The sequence below is a fragment of the Citrobacter sp. wls710 genome, from assembly GCF_005281115.1.
Lineage (GTDB): Bacteria > Pseudomonadota > Gammaproteobacteria > Enterobacterales > Enterobacteriaceae > Citrobacter > Citrobacter werkmanii.
Genome location: NZ_SZXD01000030.1, coordinates 68,726 through 88,133 on the forward strand (window position 1 = coordinate 68,726; position 19,408 = coordinate 88,133).

Annotated in this window: 17 protein-coding genes; 5 read left to right on the top strand and 12 right to left on the bottom strand. The window is 52.9% G+C overall.

The genetic code is table 11. The annotated features are described in order from the left end of the window. From mraY to leuO, 11 genes are all read right to left on the bottom strand, one after another. Nucleotides 1–1,083 (bottom strand): phospho-N-acetylmuramoyl-pentapeptide-transferase, encoded by a 1,083-nt coding sequence (mraY, locus tag FDX14_RS13150; protein WP_016151694.1) that lies wholly within the window; start codon nt 1,081–1,083, stop codon nt 1–3. Then, nucleotides 1,077–2,435: a UDP-N-acetylmuramoyl-tripeptide--D-alanyl-D-alanine ligase gene (gene murF, locus FDX14_RS13155; RefSeq protein WP_137349673.1), complete on the bottom strand. Its 1,359-nt coding sequence runs from the start codon at nt 2,433–2,435 to the stop codon at nt 1,077–1,079. The genes mraY and murF overlap by 7 nt, the downstream gene beginning before the upstream one ends. Then, nucleotides 2,432–3,919: a UDP-N-acetylmuramoyl-L-alanyl-D-glutamate--2,6-diaminopimelate ligase gene (murE, locus tag FDX14_RS13160; RefSeq protein WP_079225513.1), complete on the bottom strand. Its 1,488-nt coding sequence runs from the start codon at nt 3,917–3,919 to the stop codon at nt 2,432–2,434. Before murE ends, murF begins: the two co-directional genes overlap by 4 nt. Next, entirely contained in the window at nt 3,906–5,672 is a 1,767-nt protein-coding gene (gene ftsI, locus FDX14_RS13165) for a peptidoglycan glycosyltransferase FtsI (RefSeq protein WP_042312340.1), read from the bottom strand. The genes murE and ftsI overlap by 14 nt, the downstream gene beginning before the upstream one ends. 15 nt (nt 5,673–5,687) lie before the next feature. After that, a complete protein-coding gene (gene ftsL, locus FDX14_RS13170; protein WP_006686695.1) occupies nt 5,688–6,053 on the bottom strand; it encodes a cell division protein FtsL in 366 nt (121 codons plus the stop codon). Continuing rightward, a complete protein-coding gene (gene rsmH, locus FDX14_RS13175) occupies nt 6,050–6,991 on the bottom strand; it encodes a 16S rRNA (cytosine(1402)-N(4))-methyltransferase RsmH (RefSeq protein ID WP_042312345.1) in 942 nt (313 codons plus the stop codon). The genes ftsL and rsmH overlap by 4 nt, the downstream gene beginning before the upstream one ends. A 1-nt stretch (nt 6,992) precedes the next feature. Beyond that, entirely contained in the window at nt 6,993–7,451 is a 459-nt protein-coding gene (gene mraZ / locus FDX14_RS13180) for a division/cell wall cluster transcriptional repressor MraZ (protein ID WP_038637194.1), read from the bottom strand. A 613-nt stretch (nt 7,452–8,064) separates the two neighbouring features. Further along, on the bottom strand, nt 8,065–9,069 hold the full coding sequence (gene cra / locus FDX14_RS13185) for a catabolite repressor/activator (RefSeq protein WP_032940373.1): 1,005 nt from the start codon (nt 9,067–9,069) through the stop codon (nt 8,065–8,067). Nucleotides 9,070–9,334: 265 nt separating this feature from the next. Further along, nucleotides 9,335–9,826: an acetolactate synthase small subunit gene (ilvN, locus tag FDX14_RS13190; protein ID WP_003829566.1), complete on the bottom strand. Its 492-nt coding sequence runs from the start codon at nt 9,824–9,826 to the stop codon at nt 9,335–9,337. A gap of 2 nt (nt 9,827–9,828) precedes the next feature. Then, nucleotides 9,829–11,553 carry an acetolactate synthase 3 large subunit gene (gene ilvI, locus FDX14_RS13195; protein ID WP_137349674.1) on the bottom strand — a complete coding sequence of 575 codons (1,725 nt, stop codon included), beginning with the start codon at nt 11,551–11,553 and terminating at the stop codon, nt 9,829–9,831. 318 nt (nt 11,554–11,871) lie between these two features. Continuing rightward, a complete protein-coding gene (gene leuO / locus FDX14_RS13200; RefSeq protein ID WP_042312350.1) occupies nt 11,872–12,819 on the bottom strand; it encodes a transcriptional regulator LeuO in 948 nt (315 codons plus the stop codon). 654 nt (nt 12,820–13,473) lie between these two features. Here leuO and leuL point away from each other — a divergent pair. The 5 genes from leuL (at nt 13,474) to leuD (ending at nt 18,331) form a co-directional block, all read left to right on the top strand. Further along, nucleotides 13,474–13,560: a leu operon leader peptide gene (gene leuL / locus FDX14_RS13205; RefSeq protein WP_048998978.1), complete on the top strand. Its 87-nt coding sequence runs from the start codon at nt 13,474–13,476 to the stop codon at nt 13,558–13,560. 89 nt (nt 13,561–13,649) lie between these two features. Then, nucleotides 13,650–15,221 (top strand): 2-isopropylmalate synthase, encoded by a 1,572-nt coding sequence (gene leuA / locus FDX14_RS13210; RefSeq protein WP_061382934.1) that lies wholly within the window; start codon nt 13,650–13,652, stop codon nt 15,219–15,221. Then, on the top strand, nt 15,221–16,312 hold the full coding sequence (gene leuB / locus FDX14_RS13215; RefSeq protein WP_137349675.1) for a 3-isopropylmalate dehydrogenase: 1,092 nt from the start codon (nt 15,221–15,223) through the stop codon (nt 16,310–16,312). Before leuA ends, leuB begins: the two co-directional genes overlap by 1 nt. A gap of 2 nt (nt 16,313–16,314) precedes the next feature. Beyond that, nucleotides 16,315–17,715 (top strand): 3-isopropylmalate dehydratase large subunit, encoded by a 1,401-nt coding sequence (gene leuC / locus FDX14_RS13220; protein ID WP_042312356.1) that lies wholly within the window; start codon nt 16,315–16,317, stop codon nt 17,713–17,715. 10 nt (nt 17,716–17,725) lie between these two features. After that, nucleotides 17,726–18,331 (top strand): 3-isopropylmalate dehydratase small subunit, encoded by a 606-nt coding sequence (leuD, locus tag FDX14_RS13225; RefSeq protein ID WP_137349676.1) that lies wholly within the window; start codon nt 17,726–17,728, stop codon nt 18,329–18,331. Between the two features lie 45 nt (nt 18,332–18,376). Here the strand turns inward: leuD and idnR are convergent, their stop codons facing one another. Beyond that, nucleotides 18,377–19,369: a DNA-binding transcriptional regulator IdnR gene (idnR, locus tag FDX14_RS13230; protein WP_032944294.1), complete on the bottom strand. Its 993-nt coding sequence runs from the start codon at nt 19,367–19,369 to the stop codon at nt 18,377–18,379. Between the last annotated feature and the right edge of the window lie 39 nt (nt 19,370–19,408).

Below are 19,408 nucleotides of genomic sequence, written 5' to 3' on the forward strand. Positions count from 1 at the left end.
TTAACGTACCTTCAGCGTTGCCAGGCCAATCAGCACCAGCATCAGCGAAATAATCCAGAAGCGCACAATCACGCGCGGTTCCGGCCAGCCTTTCAGTTCATAGTGATGGTGGATCGGCGCCATACGGAAGATGCGCTGTCCGCGCAACTTAAAGGAACCGACCTGCAGAATGACCGACAGCGTTTCTACGACAAATACGCCGCCCATGATCACCAGCAGGAACTCCTGACGCAGCAGCACAGCAATAATGCCCAGTGCGCCGCCCAGCGCCAGCGATCCGACGTCGCCCATGAAGACCTGCGCCGGATAGGTGTTAAACCACAGGAAGCCTAACCCTGCACCGACAATCGCCGTACAGACGATCACCAGTTCACCGGCATGGCGTAAATACGGAATGTGCAGATAGTTGGCAAAGTTCATGTTACCGGTCGCCCATGCCACCAGCGCAAAACCCGCAGCCACGAACACGGTCGGCATAATCGCCAGACCATCCAGACCATCGGTGAGGTTGACCGCGTTACCAGTCCCCACAATCACAAAGTACGCCAGCAGGACGTAGAACAGTCCCAGTTGCGGCATCACGTCTTTGAAGAACGGCACGACCAGTTCCGTCGCCGGGGTATCTTTGCCCGCGAGATACAGCGCAAAGGCTACGCCCAGAGCAATCACCGACATCCAGAAATATTTCCAGCGCGCAATCAGGCCTTTGGTGTCTTTGCGTACCACTTTGCGGTAGTCATCGACAAAACCGATGATGCCGTAACCGACCAATACCACCAGCACGCACCAAACGTACGGGTTCGACGGGTATGCCCACAGCAGCACGGAGATAACAATCGCGGTGAGGATCATAATCCCGCCCATGGTCGGCGTACCGCGTTTACTGAAGTGTGATTCCGGACCGTCGTTACGTACGACCTGTCCAAAGGACATTTTTTGCAGGCGGGCGATCATGCGCGGGCCCATCCACAAAGAGATGAACAGCGCGGTCAGCAGGCTGACGATGGCGCGAAACGTCAGATAAGAAAAGACGTTAAAGCCGGAATAATATTTGACCAAATGTTCGGCCAGCCAAACTAACATGTCCCATTCTCCTGTAATGCGCGTACTACCTCTTCCATGGCGGCACTACGTGAACCCTTCACTAAAATCGTCATGATCTGATGTTCTGCAATCAGCGCCTTGAGATGCGCGACCAGCGCGGTTTTATCCGCAAAATGCTCGCCCACGCCGCTGGCGCCGCTAATTGCCTGACTCAGTTTCCCTGTACTCAGTACACGGTCGATGCCCGCGGTTTTCGCAGCAACACCTACCTGTACGTGACATGCTTCGCTTTCCGCGCCAAGCTCTGCCATATCGCCCACCACCAGCACGCGGTAGCCCGGCATTTCGGACAGCACCTGTACCGCTGCGGTCATCGAACCAACGTTAGCGTTGTAGGAGTCGTCCAACAGCAGCTGATTTTCTGCGAGTTGAATCGGGAACAGACGCCCCGGTACCGCTTGCAGATCCTTCAGGCCCGCTTTGATCGCCTCAGGCGTCGCGCCTACCGCCATAGAGAGCGCAGCCGCCGCCAGGGCGTTAGCTATGTTGTGACGACCCGGCAACGGCAGCAGAACATCAATGCTTCCGGTTGGCGTTTGCAATGAAAACTCCGTGCCGTGTGAAGTCACGTGAACGTTGGTCGCCGAAAAGTCGCTGTTGGCCGCATTCGGGGAGAAGCGCCAGACTTTGCGATCGCCAATGATGCTCTGCCAGTTCAGCCAGTCGTTGTTATCAGCATTCATGATGGCGATACCATTCGCCGACAGACCGCTAAAGATCTCACCTTTAGCCTTCGCAACGCCCGCCAGAGAGCCGAAACCTTCCAGATGCGCGGCGGCAAGATTGTTCACCAGCGCCGCTTCCGGGCGCGTCAGGCCAACGGTCCAGGCGATTTCGCCCTGATGATTGGCGCCGAGCTCAATCACGGCATAGTCGTAATCATTGTTTAAGCGCAACAGCGTCATCGGTACACCGATGTCGTTGTTCAGATTGCCTGCGGTATACAACGTTTTGCCGCACTGGCTGAGAATCGCGGCGGTCATCTCTTTAACAGACGTTTTGCCGGATGAGCCGGTCAGGGCGACAACGCGCGCCGGAACCTGGGCGCGAACCCACGCGGCCAGTTCACCGAACGCCAGACGGGTGTCGTTGACAATAACCTGCGGTAAATCAATATTGAGCGGACGGCTGACTAACAGCGCGCCTGCTCCCCCGTCTTTCGCCTTATCGGCAAAATCGTGGGCATCAAAACGTTCGCCTTTCAGCGCCACAAACAGGCAGCCCGGCGTCACTTGACGCGTATCGGTTGTCACTGCATCGAGGGTCAGATCGGCCCCTTTTAGTTCGCCACGGAGGATTTCCGCCAGCTGGCTGAGCGTTACGCTAATCATGCGATCACCCCTAGCAGGCGCGCAGCCGTGACACGGTCAGAATAGTCGAGGCGCTGTGAGCCAACGATCTGGTAGTCTTCGTGACCTTTACCAGCCACCAGCACCACGTCGTTTTCTTTCGCCTGCATGATGGCGTTAGTCACTGCTTCTGCGCGACCCTCCATCACCCTCGCCTGTCCGGCATCCAGCATCCCCGCCAGAATGTCGTTGATGATGGCGCGCGGCTCTTCGGTACGTGGGTTGTCATCGGTCACCACGACAACATCAGCAAATTGTTCGGCAATCGCGCCCATCAGCGGACGTTTGCCTTTATCGCGATCGCCGCCGCAGCCAAAGACGCACCACAGTTTGCCAGTACAGTGCAGACGCGCCGCCTGCAGCGCTTTTTCCAGCGCATCCGGCGTATGAGCATAATCAACGACAACAGTGGTTTTACCCGGCGCGCTGAACACTTCCATGCGCCCACAAACCGGCTGTAATTGCGCCGCCGTTTGCAGTAAATCGGCTAACGGATAACCCAGCGCCAGCAGCGTTGCCAGCGCCAGCAGCAGATTGCTGACGTTAAACGCCCCCATCAGGCGACTTTCTATTTCGCCCTCACCCCATGAAGAGGTAAAGCGAATCGTTGCCCCGCTGTCGTGATACGTCACCTCAACCGCTTTTAACCAGCGACCATGACAGTTCGGGTTGATGTGGTCTTCCATCGAAACGGCAACCGCATCCGGAAGTTTCGCCAGCCAGCGACGGCCAACCTCATCATCCGCATTGACGATGGCCTGACCGCAATGGTGCGTGGAATACAGCAGCCATTTCGCGGCTTCGTAATGTTCCATGTCACCGTGGTAGTCGAGGTGGTCACGGCTTAAGTTAGTAAATACCGATGCGGCAAACTTCAGCGCCGCAACGCGATGCTGAACCAGACCGTGGGAAGAAACTTCCATCGCGCCAACCGTTGCGCCCTGCGCAACCAGCCCCGCCAGCACATGCTGGACATCAACGGCTGAACCGGTGGTATTTTCCGTCGGGATCACTTTGCCCAACAGGCCATTGCCAACGGTTCCCATAACCGCGCTGGTTTCACCCAGCAGTTGGCTCCACTGCGCCAGCAATTGGGTCGTAGTAGTTTTACCGTTGGTCCCGGTCACGCCGACCAGACGCATTTTTTCAGAAGGCTCGTGGTAAAAACGGCCCGCCAGTGCAGATAAACGTTCGTTAAGCTGGCTGAGATAGATAACCGGAACGCCGTGCATTTCACGGATTTCACCGTCAGTCGCTTCATCTTTTGCTTCTGCAATAATGGCAGCCACACCTTGCGCTATCGCCTGCGGGATATACCGACGCCCGTCCGCCTGATGACCCAATACTGCTACAAAGAGATCGCCCGATGCAGCCACACGGCTGTCGAGCGTCATCTCCCGCAGTGCTCGCTCCGGTGCACCCGGCACCCATGGAGCAAGAAGGTCGCGCAAATTACGATCTGCCACCTGTTGCCTCGCCTTGATTATTCACAAATTCACTTTTATCGCTCGTTGCCAGCGCATCCGGCTCGATGTTCATGGTGCGCAATACGCCGCCCATGATGGCACCGAAGACCGGCGCGGAAACGGCGCCACCGTAGTATTTACCCGCCTGCGGATCGTTGATAACAACAACCAGCGCGAAGCGCGGCTGACTCGCAGGCGCAACGCCTGCGGTATAAGCAATGTATTTGTTGATGTAGCGACCATCCGGCCCTACTTTTTTCGCCGTACCGGTTTTGATAGCGATGCGATAGCCTTTAATCGCCGCCTTCACGCCGCCGCCACCGGGCAGCGCCACGCTTTCCATCATGTGCACCACGGTACGAACGGTCGCTTCCGGGAAAATACGTTCGCCCGGTACAGGAGGGTCAACTTTGGTAATCGACAGCGGGCGATAAACGCCATAGCTGCCGATCGTTGCGTAGACTCGCGCTAACTGTAACGGGGTTACCATTAGCCCATAGCCGAAAGAGAAGGTGGCCCTCTCTATGTCAGACCACCGTTGTTTTTGAGGATATAAGCCACTGCGTTCTCCGACCAACCCCAAATTGGTCGCTTTTCCCAGCCCAAAACGTGAGTAAGTATCTACTAACGCTGAGGACGGCATCGCTAACGCCAGCTTAGAAACACCGACGTTACTCGACTTCTGCAAAACCCCGGTAAGGGTCAATTCGCTATAACGCGCCACGTCTTTGATTTCGTGGCCATTAATTCGGTAAGGAATCGTATTAAGTACGGTATTTTCGCGTACCACTCCACGCTGCAGCGCCGTCATTACCACCATTGGTTTGACGGTAGAACCCGGTTCAAACACGTCGGTAATGGTACGGTTACGCATGACATCTTTTTGCGTACCGGAGAGATTATTGGGGTTGTAGGACGGGCTGTTGGCCATCGCCAGCACTTCACCGGTGTTGACATCCACCAGCACGGCGCTGCCGGATTCCGCTTTGTTGAACGCGACGGCATTATTCAGTTCACGGTAGACCAGCGCCTGTAAACGCTCATCAATACTCAGCGCGAGGTTATGCGCCGCCTGGCTGTCAGTAGAGGAAATATCTTCAATTACGCGACCATAGCGGTCTTTACGCACGATACGTTCGCCCGGCTGTCCGGTGAGCCACTTATCGAAGCTCTTCTCAACGCCTTCAATCCCCTGGCTGTCAACGTTAGTAAAGCCAATGAGGTGAGCGGTCACTTCTCCGGAAGGATAGTAACGACGGGATTCTTCACGCAGGTGAATACCCGGCAGCTTGAGTTTTTTGATGTAGTCGGCCATGTCAGGGTTAACCTGACGCGCCAGATAGATAAAGCGTCCTTTCGGGTTGGCGTTAATGCGGGAAGCCAGCTGGTCGAGCGGTAGATTCAGCGCAGTCGACAGCGCTCTCCAGCGTTCACCAACGCTCACGCCGCCTGCGTCATGCACCTCTTTCGGGTCGGCCCAAATCGCTTTCACCGGAACGCTCACCGCCAGCGGACGACCGGAACGGTCGGTAATCATCCCGCGCGATGTGGAGACTTCCTGGACGCGCAGGGAACGCATGTCACCCTGACGCACCAGCATATCCGGCGCAATGATTTGCAGCCAGGCAACGCGCCCCAGCAGGAAACCTAATGCCAGCAAAATACAGCCGCACAGTAACGCAAAACGCCAACTGACAAAGTTGGCTTGTTCTTCCTGGCGTTTTGGTTTGTGCGTTTTTGCCGCTGCTTTCATGCGTCGCGTTTATCCTTATTTTTGTACTACGATATTTTCTTGTGAGGGATCAACATGCTGCATTTGCAGCTTTTCCGTTGCGATCCGTTCAACACGGCTATGGTCGCCGAGCGCGTTCTCCTCAAGGATCAAGTTGCGCCATTCGATATCCAGCGCATCTCGCTCCAGAACCAGTTGCTCACGCTGCGCGGTCAGTAACCGCGTATGGTGGGCTGTTGTCACGACGGTAACCGCCGTCAAAATAATGCAAATGAACAGGCAGAGTGGCAGCTTCCCATACCGCAAAAGATCGTCACCGATCACGCCAGGCAAGGCATGGCGCTCGTTGCTTCCTATCGATCCTTTAACTTTGCTGAGGGCTTCTGTCACTCTGCTGATCATGCGTTCGTCCTCTCTGCAATACGCAGAACTGAACTACGGGCACGAGGATTTTCAGCTACCTCTTCTTCACCCGGCATCATCTTGCCTAGTGCTCTTAACTCACGGCCGCCCAGCTTTTTGATCTGCGCTTCCGTCATCGGTATTCCAGCCGGAACCTGAGGACCACGGCTTTGTTCGCGCATAAAGCGTTTCACAATGCGGTCTTCAAGCGAATGGAAACTGATAATCGAAAGGCGACCACCTGGTGCCAGCACGCTGAGCGAGCTTTTTAGCGCCTGCTCTATCTCCTCCAGTTCACTGTTCACCCAGATGCGCACCGCCTGGAAGGTACGGGTCGCGGGATGTTTGAATTTGTCTTTCACCGGCATTGCCGCCGCAATCACTTCCGCCAGCTCTTTGGTGCGGGTCATCGGTTCGATGCGATTGCGCTCTACGATGGCGCGAGCAATACGTTTACCAAAGCGCTCCTCGCCAAAGGTTTTAATCACCCAGGCAATATCCGCTTCATCGGCGGTTTGCAGCCATTCGGCCGCGGACTGACCGCGTGTTGGATCCATACGCATATCCAACGGACCATCACGCATAAACGAAAAACCGCGCTCCGCGTCATCAAGCTGCGGTGAAGACACGCCAAGATCGAGAAGAATCCCGTCGATCTTACCGGTAAGCCCACGCTCGGCGACATAGTCAGCCAGTGCAGAGAAAGGTCCATGGACGATGGAGAAACGGGGATCGGTAATCGTCTGTGCAACGGCAATAGCCTGCGGATCGCGATCGATAGCCAGTAAACGTCCCTCTTCGCCAAGCTGGGAGAGGATCAGACGTGAATGACCACCGCGACCAAATGTCCCGTCAATGTAGATGCCGTCTGGACGAATATTCAGGCCGTTGACGGCCTCATCCAGCAACACCGTTGTATGTTTATAATTTTCCATCATTTTATAGAGACAAATCCTGCAATCGTTCCGACAGCGCGCCGGTAACAGACTGCTCAGCGTCGATATCTTCCTTGACCTGTTGATACCAGGTCGTTTCATCCCACAGCTCAAACTTATTGAACTGCCCAACCAGCATCACTTCTTTCGTTAGCCCCGCATGTTGTCGCAGAATGGGCGCTATCAATAATCGGCCAGCGCTATCCATCTGACATTCGCTGGCATGCCCCAACAACAGGCGCTGTACACGACGCTCAACTGGATTCATGCTCGACAGACGCGATAACTTCTGCTCGATAATTTCCCATTCAGGCAGGGGGTACAGCAGCAGGCACGGGTGATGGATGTCAATGGTGCAAACCATTTGACCGGTAGCGCACTCGAGCAGTTGATCCCGATAACGGGTGGGCACCGATAAGCGCCCTTTACTGTCGAGATTAACTAACGTTGCTCCCCGGAACATGCCAGCCTCACCCCCGATTACCACTTTATCCCACAAAATCCCACTTAAAGGAGTTTACGGAGCGGAGGAAAACCTTGTCAAGCAAGTCACGGCGCTAAGCGGAGCAAAAAACACATTGTTTACGGCTAATATCAGCGTTGAACAAATTCCGTACAGCAAACGAAGCAAATTAACGTCATGAATATTTGTAAGAAAAAAATCCAACAACTCATGATTGTTTAAAACAACTGAATATCATCCAAAGAAAATATAAAGTGTCAGTTTGCGACGCGAGCGGCATTTTAGGACAATATGCAGCGAGATAACAGTACCAGTTAATCAGTCTGTATGCCGTGCAGGAGCGAGGTCAGCGTGAGGTTGTCGCCATAGGGCAGCAAAGTGTTTGTTAATTCGGCAAATCCCCACAAGCATGTAACAAAATAATACAACCGTAACGCATCTTTACGCTTCAATAACCCAAAAATGGCGAGTTGCATTTTTAATTCGGCATATTTCAAGAATCAATTTCAGATAATTCTAAAGAATATTCTTAATTATAATGAGGTTATTTCTGAGAATAGAATATTTGATGACGTCAGAGGCTTATGCCGTTGACGTCATCAAATGAGGCAACTTAGTTACGGCTCAGAATACCGCGACGGTACAGATTACGCCGTATACGCGTTAATCCTGGTTTGGGTTTACGCGGCTCATCCAGACTTGCCAGCACAATCTCCAGCACGCGTTCCGCTACATCACGATGGCGTTGCGCCACCGCAAGAACCGGACACTGCAGGAAGTCGAGCAGTTCGTGATCGCCAAAAGTCGCTATCGCCAAATCAGACGGCAACTGCCCATCGCGACGCAGGGTCACATCCATCACCCCCTGCAACAGAGCAAACGACGTGGTAAACAGCGCCTGAGGCATTGGATGCGTTTCCAGCCATTTATCAAACAGCTGCGCTGCCGCTTCGCGTTCATAGCTGTTGGCGTAGAGGAAATGCACCTCACGCGGATCATCTTTCCACGCGGTACGGAAGCCCTGCTCACGCAGGAAGCTGACAGATAATTCAGGGAGCGCGCCCAGATAAAGTACGGTTTCTGCAGGGAATTTACGTAACTCCTGCGCCAGCATTTCCGCATCATCCTGGTCCGCGCCCACGACGCTCGTGAAATGTTCGCGATCCAGCGCACGGTCCAGCGCCACAATCGGGAATGAACTGTTTGCCCAGCGCTGATAGAACGGATGTTCTGGCGGCAAGGAAGTCGACACAATGATGGCATCAACCTGGCGCTGTAAAAGATGCTCAATACAGCGCATTTCGTTATCTGGCTGATCTTCAGAGCAGGCAATCAACAGTTGATACCCGCGCTGACGCGCCTGGCGCTCCAGATAGTTTGCGATCCGGGTATAGCTTGTGTTTTCAAGATCCGGGATCACCAGCCCGATAGAACGTGTGCGTCCAGCACGCAGCCCGGCCGCCACGGCATTCGGGTGGTAATTATGCTCACGCACCACCGCCATGACTTTTTCAACCGTTTTGTCGCTTACGCGATATTGCTTTGCTTTGCCATTAATAACGTAGCTTGCAGTCGTTCGCGAAACGCCGGCCAACCGAGCGATTTCATCCAGTTTCACAATTGCCCCTTGCGTAAAATGTACAAACCATAACCTTTGTGATGGCATGGGTTAAGTTTCTTAACATCTAAGCGCAGAATAATGACTGCGGCAACCGCTTTTGTCTCTGGTTACTGCTGATTTCGCAAAAAAAAAGCGCAACAGGAAGCATCAGCGAAAACGGGTACGTTACCTGTAGGCCGGATAAGGCGTTTACACCGCCATCCGGCATGACCTCCACGAGGATGCCTGATGACGCTGTGCTTGTCAGGCCTACAGTCGACTATTAGCGCATGATTTTATCGCCGCGAGAAAGCCCCACCACGCCGGAACGAGCTACCTCTACAATTTTGGCAACTTCCCGTAATGTTGCCAGGAACGCATCCAGCTTATCACTGGTGCCCGCCAACTGTACGGTGTAGATGGACGGCGTGACGTCGATGATTTGCCCGCGGAAAATCTCCGTGTTGCGTTTCACCTCTTCCCGACCATAGCCGCTGGCCTGAATTTTCACCAACATGATCTCGCGTTCAACATGGGCACCCTGCCCCAGTTCGCTCACGCGCAGAACATCCACCAGTTTGTGTAGCTGCTTTTCGATCTGCTCCAGGACTTTCTCATCCCCTACCGTCTGAATCGTCATCCGCGACAAGGTTGGATCGTCAGTGGGGGCGACGGTCAGGCTTTCAATATTGTATCCACGCTGGGCGAAAAGGCCTATCACACGCGACAAGGCACCCGACTCGTTTTCCAGCAATACCGATAATATCCGGCGCATAATCAGGTCCTCTCCGTTTTGCTTAACCACATTTCATCCATACCGCCCCCACGAATCTGCATCGGGTAGACATGCTCGCTGCCATCAACGGTGACATCGACAAACACCAGACGACGATTGCGCACATGCTCCAGCGCTTCACTCAGTTTGCTTTCCAGTTCTTCTGGATGGTTAATTTGGATACCAATATGCCCATAAGCCTCGGCAAGGCGCACAAAATCGGGCAGCGACTGCATATAAGATTGTGAGTGACGTCCGGAGTAGATCATGTCCTGCCACTGCTTGACCATGCCGAGATAACGGTTGTTCAGGTTGAGCACCAGTACCGGCAACTCATATTGCAGCGCCGTAGACAGTTCCTGGATGTTCATCTGAATACTGCCATCCCCGGTAACACACACTACCGTTTCATCCGGCAGCGCCATTTTCACGCCTAACGCCGCAGGTAATCCAAATCCCATGGTGCCGAGGCCGCCTGAGTTAATCCAACGGCGTGGTTTATCGAATGGGTAGTAGAGTGCGGCAAACATCTGATGCTGGCCAACGTCAGAGGTGACATACGCATCCCCTTTCGTCAGACGCCAGATGGTTTCAATCACCGCCTGTGGCTTAATGCTTTCACTTTGCGTGTCATATTTCAGGCACTGACGGGCGCGCCAGTGTTCAATCTGTTGCCACCAGTCACGGTTATCATCCAGCGGCTGCTGAGATTTCTCCTGATCCAGCAGTTCGAGCATCTGATCAAGTACCAGACGAGCATCGCCGACAATCGGAATATCCGCAGTGACGGTTTTCGAAATAGAGGTCGGATCGATGTCGATATGCAGCACGGTCGCATTTGGGCAATATTTTGCCAGGTTATTGGTCGTTCGATCGTCAAAGCGCACGCCGACGGCGAAGATCACATCGGAATGATGCATGGTCATGTTTGCTTCGTAAGTTCCATGCATGCCCAGCATCCCAAGCGCCTGCCGATGTGTTGCCGGAAACGCGCCTAACCCCATTAGCGAGGAAACAACCGGCAGATTAAGTGCTTCAGCGATCTGGCCTAACTGCTCATGGCAGGCGGCATTAACGGCGCCCCCCCCCACGTACACAACCGGTTTTTTAGCCGCGACTAACGTCTGCAGAGCGCGTTTTATCTGCCCTTTATGTCCGGCCGTCGTCGGATTATACGAACGCATGCTCACCGACTCAGGCCAGCTATAAGGCAGTTTCTTAGCTGGATTCAGAATATCCTTCGGCAAGTCCACCACCACAGGCCCGGGACGACCGCTTGCCGCCAGCCAGAAGGCTTTTTTTAGCACCTGTGGGATGTCTTCCGTTTGTTTGACCAGGAAACTGTGCTTCACCACCGGGCGGGATATGCCTACCATGTCGCACTCCTGGAAGGCATCGTAGCCAATCAGCGACGTTGCGACCTGTCCGGAGAGGATCACCAGCGGAATGGAATCCATGTAAGCCGTTGCAATCCCGGTAATCGCGTTGGTAGCGCCGGGTCCTGAAGTGACTAATACGACGCCCACCTCCCCCGTAGCGCGCGCAAGGCCATCAGCCATGTGTACCGCAGCCTGCTCATGGCGGACCAGCACATGATCAATACCACCGACTGTATGCAGCGCATCATAAATATCGAGGACGGCCCCCCCGGGATAACCGAATACCTGCTTTACACCCTGATCGATGAGCGATCGGACGACCATCTCGGCTCCAGACAACATCTCCATGGCTTGCCTCACTCTTATAATGAAAAACGGTTTAACAACACATTAACCGCTGACGATGACGCATGGCAATTGACTCCGCAGGGGTAGCCTCAGAGCAAATAAGAATAAAACGGAGGAAAGCGTCGATTTAATGGAGAATTAAACCAGGATAAGTAAATGATATGATAAATAATCGCTTAAAAAGGGGTACTTACAGCTATTACTCTATTTTTTTACACTTTTGGCTAAACCTGAAAAGTGGATTTCAGCATAAAATTTCATATACAAAGAAAAAAGCAGAACAAACAGGTTGCATTAACCGATTTGTTCTGCTGAATGCTATTGCTTACAGACGGAGACCAACAGCTCTTCCATCCATTGATGTCCTTTATCCCGGCCAGCAGCTTCATGCCAGGAAAGATAACATGTCCGACTATTCAATTTTAAAGGTAAAGGCAATATCTGAAGTTCTAACGAATCTGCGAACTCTTCTGCCAACCAACGTGGCGCAATCGAAACCAGATGCGTTTGCGATACAATATTAAGAACGCTAATTAATGCCATGCCCTGGTAAGCGACGCAAGATTGTTTATCCGGCGTGTCATACCACGGCTGACTGAAAGATGCGAAGCGGTCCAACGAAACCACCGCGTGCTGCTCATTATAAAGGTCGCTTTCCAATAATGGACCACTAATGCGCGGATGCTTTTTGCTCGCGACTAATACCATTTCATCATTGAATAACGGAATACTTGAGAATTCTGGACGGCGGAATTCTTCATAGCTAATAACAAACTCAGTTTCCTGGTAACGCAACTGATGCTCGGTATTTTGATTGAGTGAAGATTTAAATACGACATTAATGTTTGGCGCGACTTGTTCAACCCGATTATAAATCAATGATGTCAGGATATTATCTAATGGGCTGCATACGCAAAGATTGAATACACGTTCGCTGCTGGTTGGCTCAAAACCCGATCCAGGCAGCTCGTTTTGCACTAATTGCAATGCCTGACGAATGGAACCAAATAGCTGGAAAGCTCTTGCTGTCGGCTGGATCCCACGGCCGTAACGAACAAAAAGCTCATCATTAAACATGACCTTCAGGCGCGCTACCGCATTACTGACTGCTGGTTGCGACATTCCTAAGGTATGCGCTGCGCGGGTAATATTCTGTTCCTGCATCACCGCATCAAAAACAGTTAAAAGATTAAGGTCAACCATGCGAAGCTGCGGTTTTCCTGGCTCTAAAAGATTGGGTTTATCTATTATTTTTACTTCTGGCATAGTTAACTCCACTGTCACTCTAAACTCCCTTTTTCCAGACGGAGTGAAGAAATAACCTCCGTTAATATGATTTACCATGCATATAAAATGAGAAAAAGGAAAAACATTAAAATTAGGAAAACATAAAGGTACAAACCTAAATGAACAAAAGAGCAATGCGAGCGCAGTGTGGCAGAGGTCACTGCACGATGATTCATATGTTTAAATTTCAAAAACAATATAACCATAAGCACGGCGAATACACAATCATACATATTATGAATGTATATTTAAGTTTTAATTAAATGTTTATATTATTAATACATTAAAAGTTAACATTAATTTATCAATTATGAGCTTTTGCTCTCTTCCTATCTATTCAAAATTAGTATAAAAACAGGTAAATCATACAGATATAAAATCTCAAACAGGTCAACTACTTCAACCGATGGTTACAGTAAGTGCAAACAAATATGCTTAAATATGTCTAATCATGAAAAACATGTACAAGCATCAGCGGATTAATTTTATATACGGTAAAAAATTCAGCACAATTCGCTTAAGTTTTGCCTAAACTTTCCTCTGCTACAGGGGCATTTACAGAGGATGGGGTTGACATCGAAGTTCATATCCAGTACCACTAAAAGCATATCGCATTCGCCTGGAGCTTAATTGATGACTTACATTGCTCGTTTCAACGGTCTACTACTACTAAACGCATCTTCGTTGCGCGGTAGACTGGTGGACGACATTCAGCATTAAGTCAGCTCCAGTTAAGACAGAAACCCGCGCCGTTGCGCGGGTTTTTTTATGCTCGAAGCAAGGCGCCCTAAAGACCAAGGACCTAAACCATGAGCCAGCAAGTCATTATTTTCGATACCACCTTACGCGACGGAGAACAGGCGTTACAGGCAAGCCTGAGTGTGAAAGAAAAACTGCAGATTGCGCTGGCCCTCGAGCGTATGGGCGTTGACGTGATGGAAGTGGGTTTCCCGGTTTCTTCACCCGGTGACTTTGAGTCGGTTCAAACCATTGCTCGTCAGGTTAAGAACAGCCGCGTTTGCGCCTTAGCGCGCTGCGTTGAAAAAGATATCGATGTTGCCGCTGAATCCCTGAAGGTCGCTGAAGCTTTCCGCATTCATACGTTTATCGCCACCTCGCCGATGCATATCGCAACAAAATTACGCAGCACGCTGGATGAGGTTATCGAGCGAGCTATCTATATGGTTAAGCGAGCGCGTAATTATACGGATGACGTGGAATTCTCCTGCGAAGACGCGGGTCGTACTCCTATCGCAGACCTGGCTCGCGTGGTAGAAGCCGCCATTAATGCGGGTGCCAAAACCATCAATATCCCCGATACCGTCGGTTACACCATGCCTTTCGAATTTGGCGCAATCATTTCCGGTCTGTATGAACGCGTACCAAATATCGATAAAGCCATCATCTCCGTGCACACCCATGATGATTTAGGTCTGGGCGTCGGCAACGCGCTGGCGGCCGTTCACGCCGGAGCGCGTCAGGTGGAAGGCGCGATGAACGGTATTGGCGAACGCGCTGGTAACTGCTCACTGGAAGAAGTGATTATGGCGATCAAAGTGCGCAAAGATATCCTGAACGTACAGACCCGCATTAATCACCAGGAGATCTGGCGTACCAGCCAGTTAGTCAGCCAAATCTGTAACATGCCCATTCCGGCAAACAAAGCGATTGTCGGTAGCGGTGCCTTTGCGCACTCCTCCGGCATCCATCAGGACGGCGTACTGAAAAATCGTGAAAACTACGAAATCATGACGCCTGAATCCATCGGCTTGAATCAGGTGCAGTTGAACCTGACCTCCCGTTCCGGACGCGCCGCGGTGAAACACCGTATGGACGAGATGGGCTATAAAGAAAATGAATACAATCTGGACAACCTGTATGACGCTTTCCTGAAACTGGCAGATAAAAAAGGTCAGGTATTCGATTACGACCTGGAAGCGCTGGCTTTTATTAACAAACAGCAGGAAGAACCAGAACACTTCCGTCTGGACTATTTCAGCGTACAGTCTGGTTCTAATGATATTGCCACGGCCTCCGTCAAGCTGGCCTGTGGTGAAGACGTCAAAGCCGAAGCGGCGAACGGTAACGGCCCGGTCGATGCCATTTATCAGGCCATTAACCGCGTGACGGAATACAACATCGAACTGGTGAAATACAGCCTGACCGCCAAGGGGCACGGTAAAGATGCGCTGGGTCAGGTGGATATCGTCGCCAACTATAACGGTCGCCGCTTCCACGGCGTCGGTCTGGCAACAGATATCGTCGAGTCTTCCGCTAAAGCGATGGTGCATGTGCTGAACAATATCTGGCGCGCCGAAGAAGTCGAAAAAGAATTGCAACGCAAAGCTCAGAACAACGAAAACAACAAGGAAACCGTGTGATGTCGAAGAATTACCATATTGCTGTTTTGCCGGGTGACGGTATTGGCCCGGAAGTGATGGCGCAAGCCTTGAAAGTACTGGACGCAATTCGCCACCGTTTTAACCTGCGCATTACCACCAGCCACTACGATGTGGGTGGCGCCGCCATCGATAATCACGGTCAGCCGCTGCCACCGGCAACAGTTGAAGGCTGTGAGCAAGCTGACGCCATTCTGTTTGGCTCCGTTGGCGGCCCGAAATGGGAAAACCTGCCGCCAAACCAGCAGCCTGAACGCGGTGCGCTGCTGCCATTGCGTAAGCATTTCAAATTATTCAGCAACCTGCGCCCGGCAAAGCTGTACCAGGGGCTGGAAGCGTTTTGCCCGCTGCGTGCCGATATCGCCGCTAACGGTTTCGACATCCTGTGCGTGCGAGAACTGACCGGTGGGATCTACTTCGGTCAGCCAAAAGGCCGCGAAGGCAGCGGCCAGCATGAAAAAGCCTTTGATACCGAGGTATATCACCGTTTCGAGATCGAACGTATTGCCCGTATCGCGTTTGAATCCGCGCGCAAACGTCGTCACAAAGTGACCTCGATTGATAAATCTAACGTACTGCAGTCTTCCATTCTGTGGCGTGAAATCGTTAGTGAAATTGGTAAAGAGTATGCGGACGTTGAACTGGCGCATATGTACATCGACAACGCCACCATGCAGTTGATTAAAGACCCGTCGCAGTTTGACGTCGTGCTGTGCTCTAACCTGTTCGGCGACATCCTCTCCGATGAGTGTGCGATGATCACCGGCTCCATGGGCATGCTGCCGTCCGCCAGCCTGAACGAGCAGGGTTTTGGTCTGTACGAGCCTGCTGGCGGCTCCGCCCCGGATATCGCTGGGAAAAACATTGCTAACCCTATCGCCCAGATCCTGTCGCTGGCGCTGCTGCTGCGCTACAGCCTGGATGCCAACGATGCGGCAACCGCAATTGAGAGCGCCATTAACCGCGCATTAGAAGAAGGCATTCGCACTGGTGATTTGGCCCGTGGCGCTGCCGCAGTCGGTACCGATGAAATGGGCGACATCATTGCCCGTTACGTCGCAGAAGGGGTGTAATCATGGCCAAAACGTTATACGAAAAATTGTTTGATGCGCACGTTGTCTTTGAGGCGCAAAACGAAACCCCGCTGCTGTACATCGACCGCCATCTGGTGCATGAAGTCACCTCCCCGCAGGCGTTTGATGGTCTGCGCGCGCATGGCCGTCAGGTGCGCCAGCCGGGTAAAACCTTCGCCACCATGGACCACAACGTCTCCACGCAGACCAAAGACATCAACGCCTCCGGCGAGATGGCGCGTATCCAGATGCAGGAGCTGATTAAGAACTGCAACGAGTTTGGCGTTGAGCTGTATGACCTGAACCACCCGTACCAGGGTATCGTCCATGTGATGGGGCCTGAGCAAGGCGTGACCTTGCCGGGAATGACCATCGTCTGTGGCGACTCCCACACCGCCACCCACGGCGCGTTCGGCGCGCTGGCGTTCGGTATCGGCACGTCAGAAGTTGAACACGTGCTGGCAACGCAAACCCTGAAACAGGGCCGCGCCAAAACCATGAAGATTGAAGTCAACGGCAAAGCCGCGCCGGGCATCACGGCGAAAGATATCGTGCTGGCGATTATCGGTAAAACCGGCAGCGCGGGCGGTACCGGGCACGTGGTTGAATTTTGCGGCGAAGCCATCCGTGCGCTGAGCATGGAAGGCCGCATGACCCTGTGTAACATGGCCATTGAAATGGGGGCCAAAGCGGGTCTGGTCGCACCGGATGAAACCACGTTCAACTATGTGCAAGGTCGTTTACACGCACCGAAGGGCGAGGATTTTGCCCACGCGGTTGAGTACTGGAAAACGCTGCAAACCGACGACGGCGCAACGTTTGATACCGTCGTCACCCTGCAAGCAGAAGAGATCGCGCCGCAGGTGACCTGGGGAACGAATCCGGGTCAAGTGATCTCGGTGAACGATACTATTCCCGATCCGGCGTCATTTACTGATCCCGTTGAGCGCGCATCGGCAGAAAAAGCGCTGGCGTATATGGGGCTGAAACCGGGCATTCCGTTAACAGAAGTGGCTATCGATAAAGTGTTTATCGGTTCCTGCACCAACTCGCGCATTGAAGATTTACGCGCTGCGGCGGAAATCGCCAAAGGCCGCAAAGTCGCGCCGGGCGTACAGGCACTGGTGGTACCGGGTTCTGGTCCGGTGAAAGCACAGGCGGAAGCGGAAGGTCTGGACAAGATCTTTATCGAAGCAGGATTTGAATGGCGCTTACCGGGCTGTTCCATGTGTCTGGCCATGAACAATGACCGCCTGAACCCAGGCGAGCGCTGCGCATCCACCAGCAACCGTAACTTTGAAGGTCGTCAGGGCCGCGGTGGTCGCACGCATTTAGTCAGCCCAGCGATGGCCGCCGCCGCCGCCGTTACCGGCCACTTCGCCGACATTCGCAGCATCAAATAAGGAAACTACCATGGCAGAGAAATTTACCCAGCATACCGGCCTGGTTGTCCCACTGGATGCCGCCAACGTCGATACCGATGCAATTATCCCGAAACAGTTTTTGCAGAAGGTTACGCGCACCGGTTTTGGCGCCCATCTGTTTAACGACTGGCGTTTCCTGGACGAAAAGGGTCAACAGCCAAATCCAGAGTTTGTGCTGAACTTTCCGGAATATAAAGGTGCCTCAATTCTGCTGGCACGGGAAAACTTTGGCTGCGGCTCTTCACGCGAACATGCGCCATGGGCGCTGACCGATTACGGCTTTAAAGTGGTGATCGCGCCAAGCTTCGCCGACATCTTCTACGGCAACAGTTTCAACAACCAACTGCTGCCGGTGAAATTAAGCGACGAACAGGTCGATGAGCTGTTCAACCTGGTCAAAGCCAATCCGGGGATTACATTTGAAGTGGATCTGGTCGCGCAGGTAGTGAAAGCGGGCGATAAGTCCTACAGCTTTAAGATCGACGACTTCCGTCGCCACTGCATGCTGAACGGTCTGGACAGCATCGGGCTGACGCTGCAGCACGAAGCCGCCATCACCGAGTACGAAGACAAGCAGCCCGCGTTTATGCAGTAATCTCTCCCGCTGGTCACCACACGGTGGCCAGCCCTTTCTCTTCGCCTAAAGCGTATCGCCGTAATAGATTTGGTAGCCAAGATTGACGCTGCCCGGCGCATCTTTCCCGTTCAAACGCTTAATCAGAATATCCGCTGCCGTTTTGCCAATCTCAAAGCGTGGCGTAATCACGCTGGCAATTTTTTGCAGCCGTGCGCGCCCTATTTCCAGCCCGTGGAAACCGGCAATCGCCATTTTTCCCGGCACATCGTACTGCTGTGCCTGACACTCCAGCAGCGCGCCAACCGCCAGGTCATCGTTGGTACAGAAAATAGCGTCAATATCCGGTTTTTCCGCCATCGCCTGCTGGAACATCTTGCGGCCCAGCGCCACCGACGAAATGGTTTTTGGCGCCAGGTGGTACGCTTCCAGCCCCTGCGCCGCCAGCGCTTTCTCGGTGCCGCGAAAACGGCTAAGGTCGCGGGGGTCATCCATCGAGCCAAAGAAAGCAATGCTGCGTTTGCCGCTGTCGATAAAAGCCTGCGTCATTTCAAACGCGGCTTTTTCGTTATCAAACCCAACCTGAATATCAAGATACTGGCCGCTAATGTCCATTAGTTCTGCCACCGGCACGCCGCTGGCGCGCACGTACTGGATCATCCGCTCGGTATGCAGCTTTCCAGTGAGGATCAGGCCGTCGATATTGTAAGAGAGCAGGTTCAGCACTTCGCGTTCTTCACGCTCGGCATCATATTCGTAGTTGGCGATCAGCGTCTGGTACTGGCAGGCCGAGGTGACGGATTCAATCCCCGCCAGCACATCGGCAAAGATCTGATTACGAAACGAGGGGATCAGCACACCAATGGTTTTGCTGCGGGCGTTGAGCAGAATTTCCGGGGCGCGGTTGGGGATGTAGTTGTTCTCTTCCATCACTTTCGAAATCAATTCGCGGCTGCGTTGCGACACCTGATTCGGGTCACGCAGATAACGGCTGACCGTCATCTTATTCAGCCCGGCCAGATTAGCGATATCCTGTAATGTCATCCGATTGTTTTTCATGAGGTTCTCTACGACCAACAGCCCATTATGCTCGCAGAG

Excerpts from the sequence above, each read along its gene's own strand:
- mraY (WP_016151694.1), bottom strand. The coding sequence starts at position 1,083 with ATGTTAGTTTGGCTGGCCGAACATTTGGTCAAATATTATTCCGGCTTT.
- murF (WP_137349673.1), bottom strand. The coding sequence starts at position 2,435 with ATGATTAGCGTAACGCTCAGCCAGCTGGCGGAAATCCTCCGTGGCGAA.
- ftsI (WP_042312340.1), bottom strand. The coding sequence starts at position 5,672 with ATGAAAGCAGCGGCAAAAACGCACAAACCAAAACGCCAGGAAGAACAA.
- ftsL (WP_006686695.1), bottom strand. The coding sequence starts at position 6,053 with ATGATCAGCAGAGTGACAGAAGCCCTCAGCAAAGTTAAAGGATCGATA.
- rsmH (WP_042312345.1), bottom strand. The coding sequence starts at position 6,991 with ATGATGGAAAATTATAAACATACAACGGTGTTGCTGGATGAGGCCGTC.
- mraZ (WP_038637194.1), bottom strand. The coding sequence starts at position 7,451 with ATGTTCCGGGGAGCAACGTTAGTTAATCTCGACAGTAAAGGGCGCTTA.
- ilvN (WP_003829566.1), bottom strand. The coding sequence starts at position 9,826 with ATGCGCCGGATATTATCGGTATTGCTGGAAAACGAGTCGGGTGCCTTG.
- ilvI (WP_137349674.1), bottom strand. The coding sequence starts at position 11,553 with ATGGAGATGTTGTCTGGAGCCGAGATGGTCGTCCGATCGCTCATCGAT.
- leuO (WP_042312350.1), bottom strand. The coding sequence starts at position 12,819 with ATGCCAGAAGTAAAAATAATAGATAAACCCAATCTTTTAGAGCCAGGA.
- leuL (WP_048998978.1), top strand. The coding sequence starts at position 13,474 with ATGACTTACATTGCTCGTTTCAACGGTCTACTACTACTAAACGCATCT.
- leuA (WP_061382934.1), top strand. The coding sequence starts at position 13,650 with ATGAGCCAGCAAGTCATTATTTTCGATACCACCTTACGCGACGGAGAA.
- leuB (WP_137349675.1), top strand. The coding sequence starts at position 15,221 with ATGTCGAAGAATTACCATATTGCTGTTTTGCCGGGTGACGGTATTGGC.
- leuC (WP_042312356.1), top strand. The coding sequence starts at position 16,315 with ATGGCCAAAACGTTATACGAAAAATTGTTTGATGCGCACGTTGTCTTT.
- leuD (WP_137349676.1), top strand. The coding sequence starts at position 17,726 with ATGGCAGAGAAATTTACCCAGCATACCGGCCTGGTTGTCCCACTGGAT.
- idnR (WP_032944294.1), bottom strand. The coding sequence starts at position 19,369 with ATGAAAAACAATCGGATGACATTACAGGATATCGCTAATCTGGCCGGG.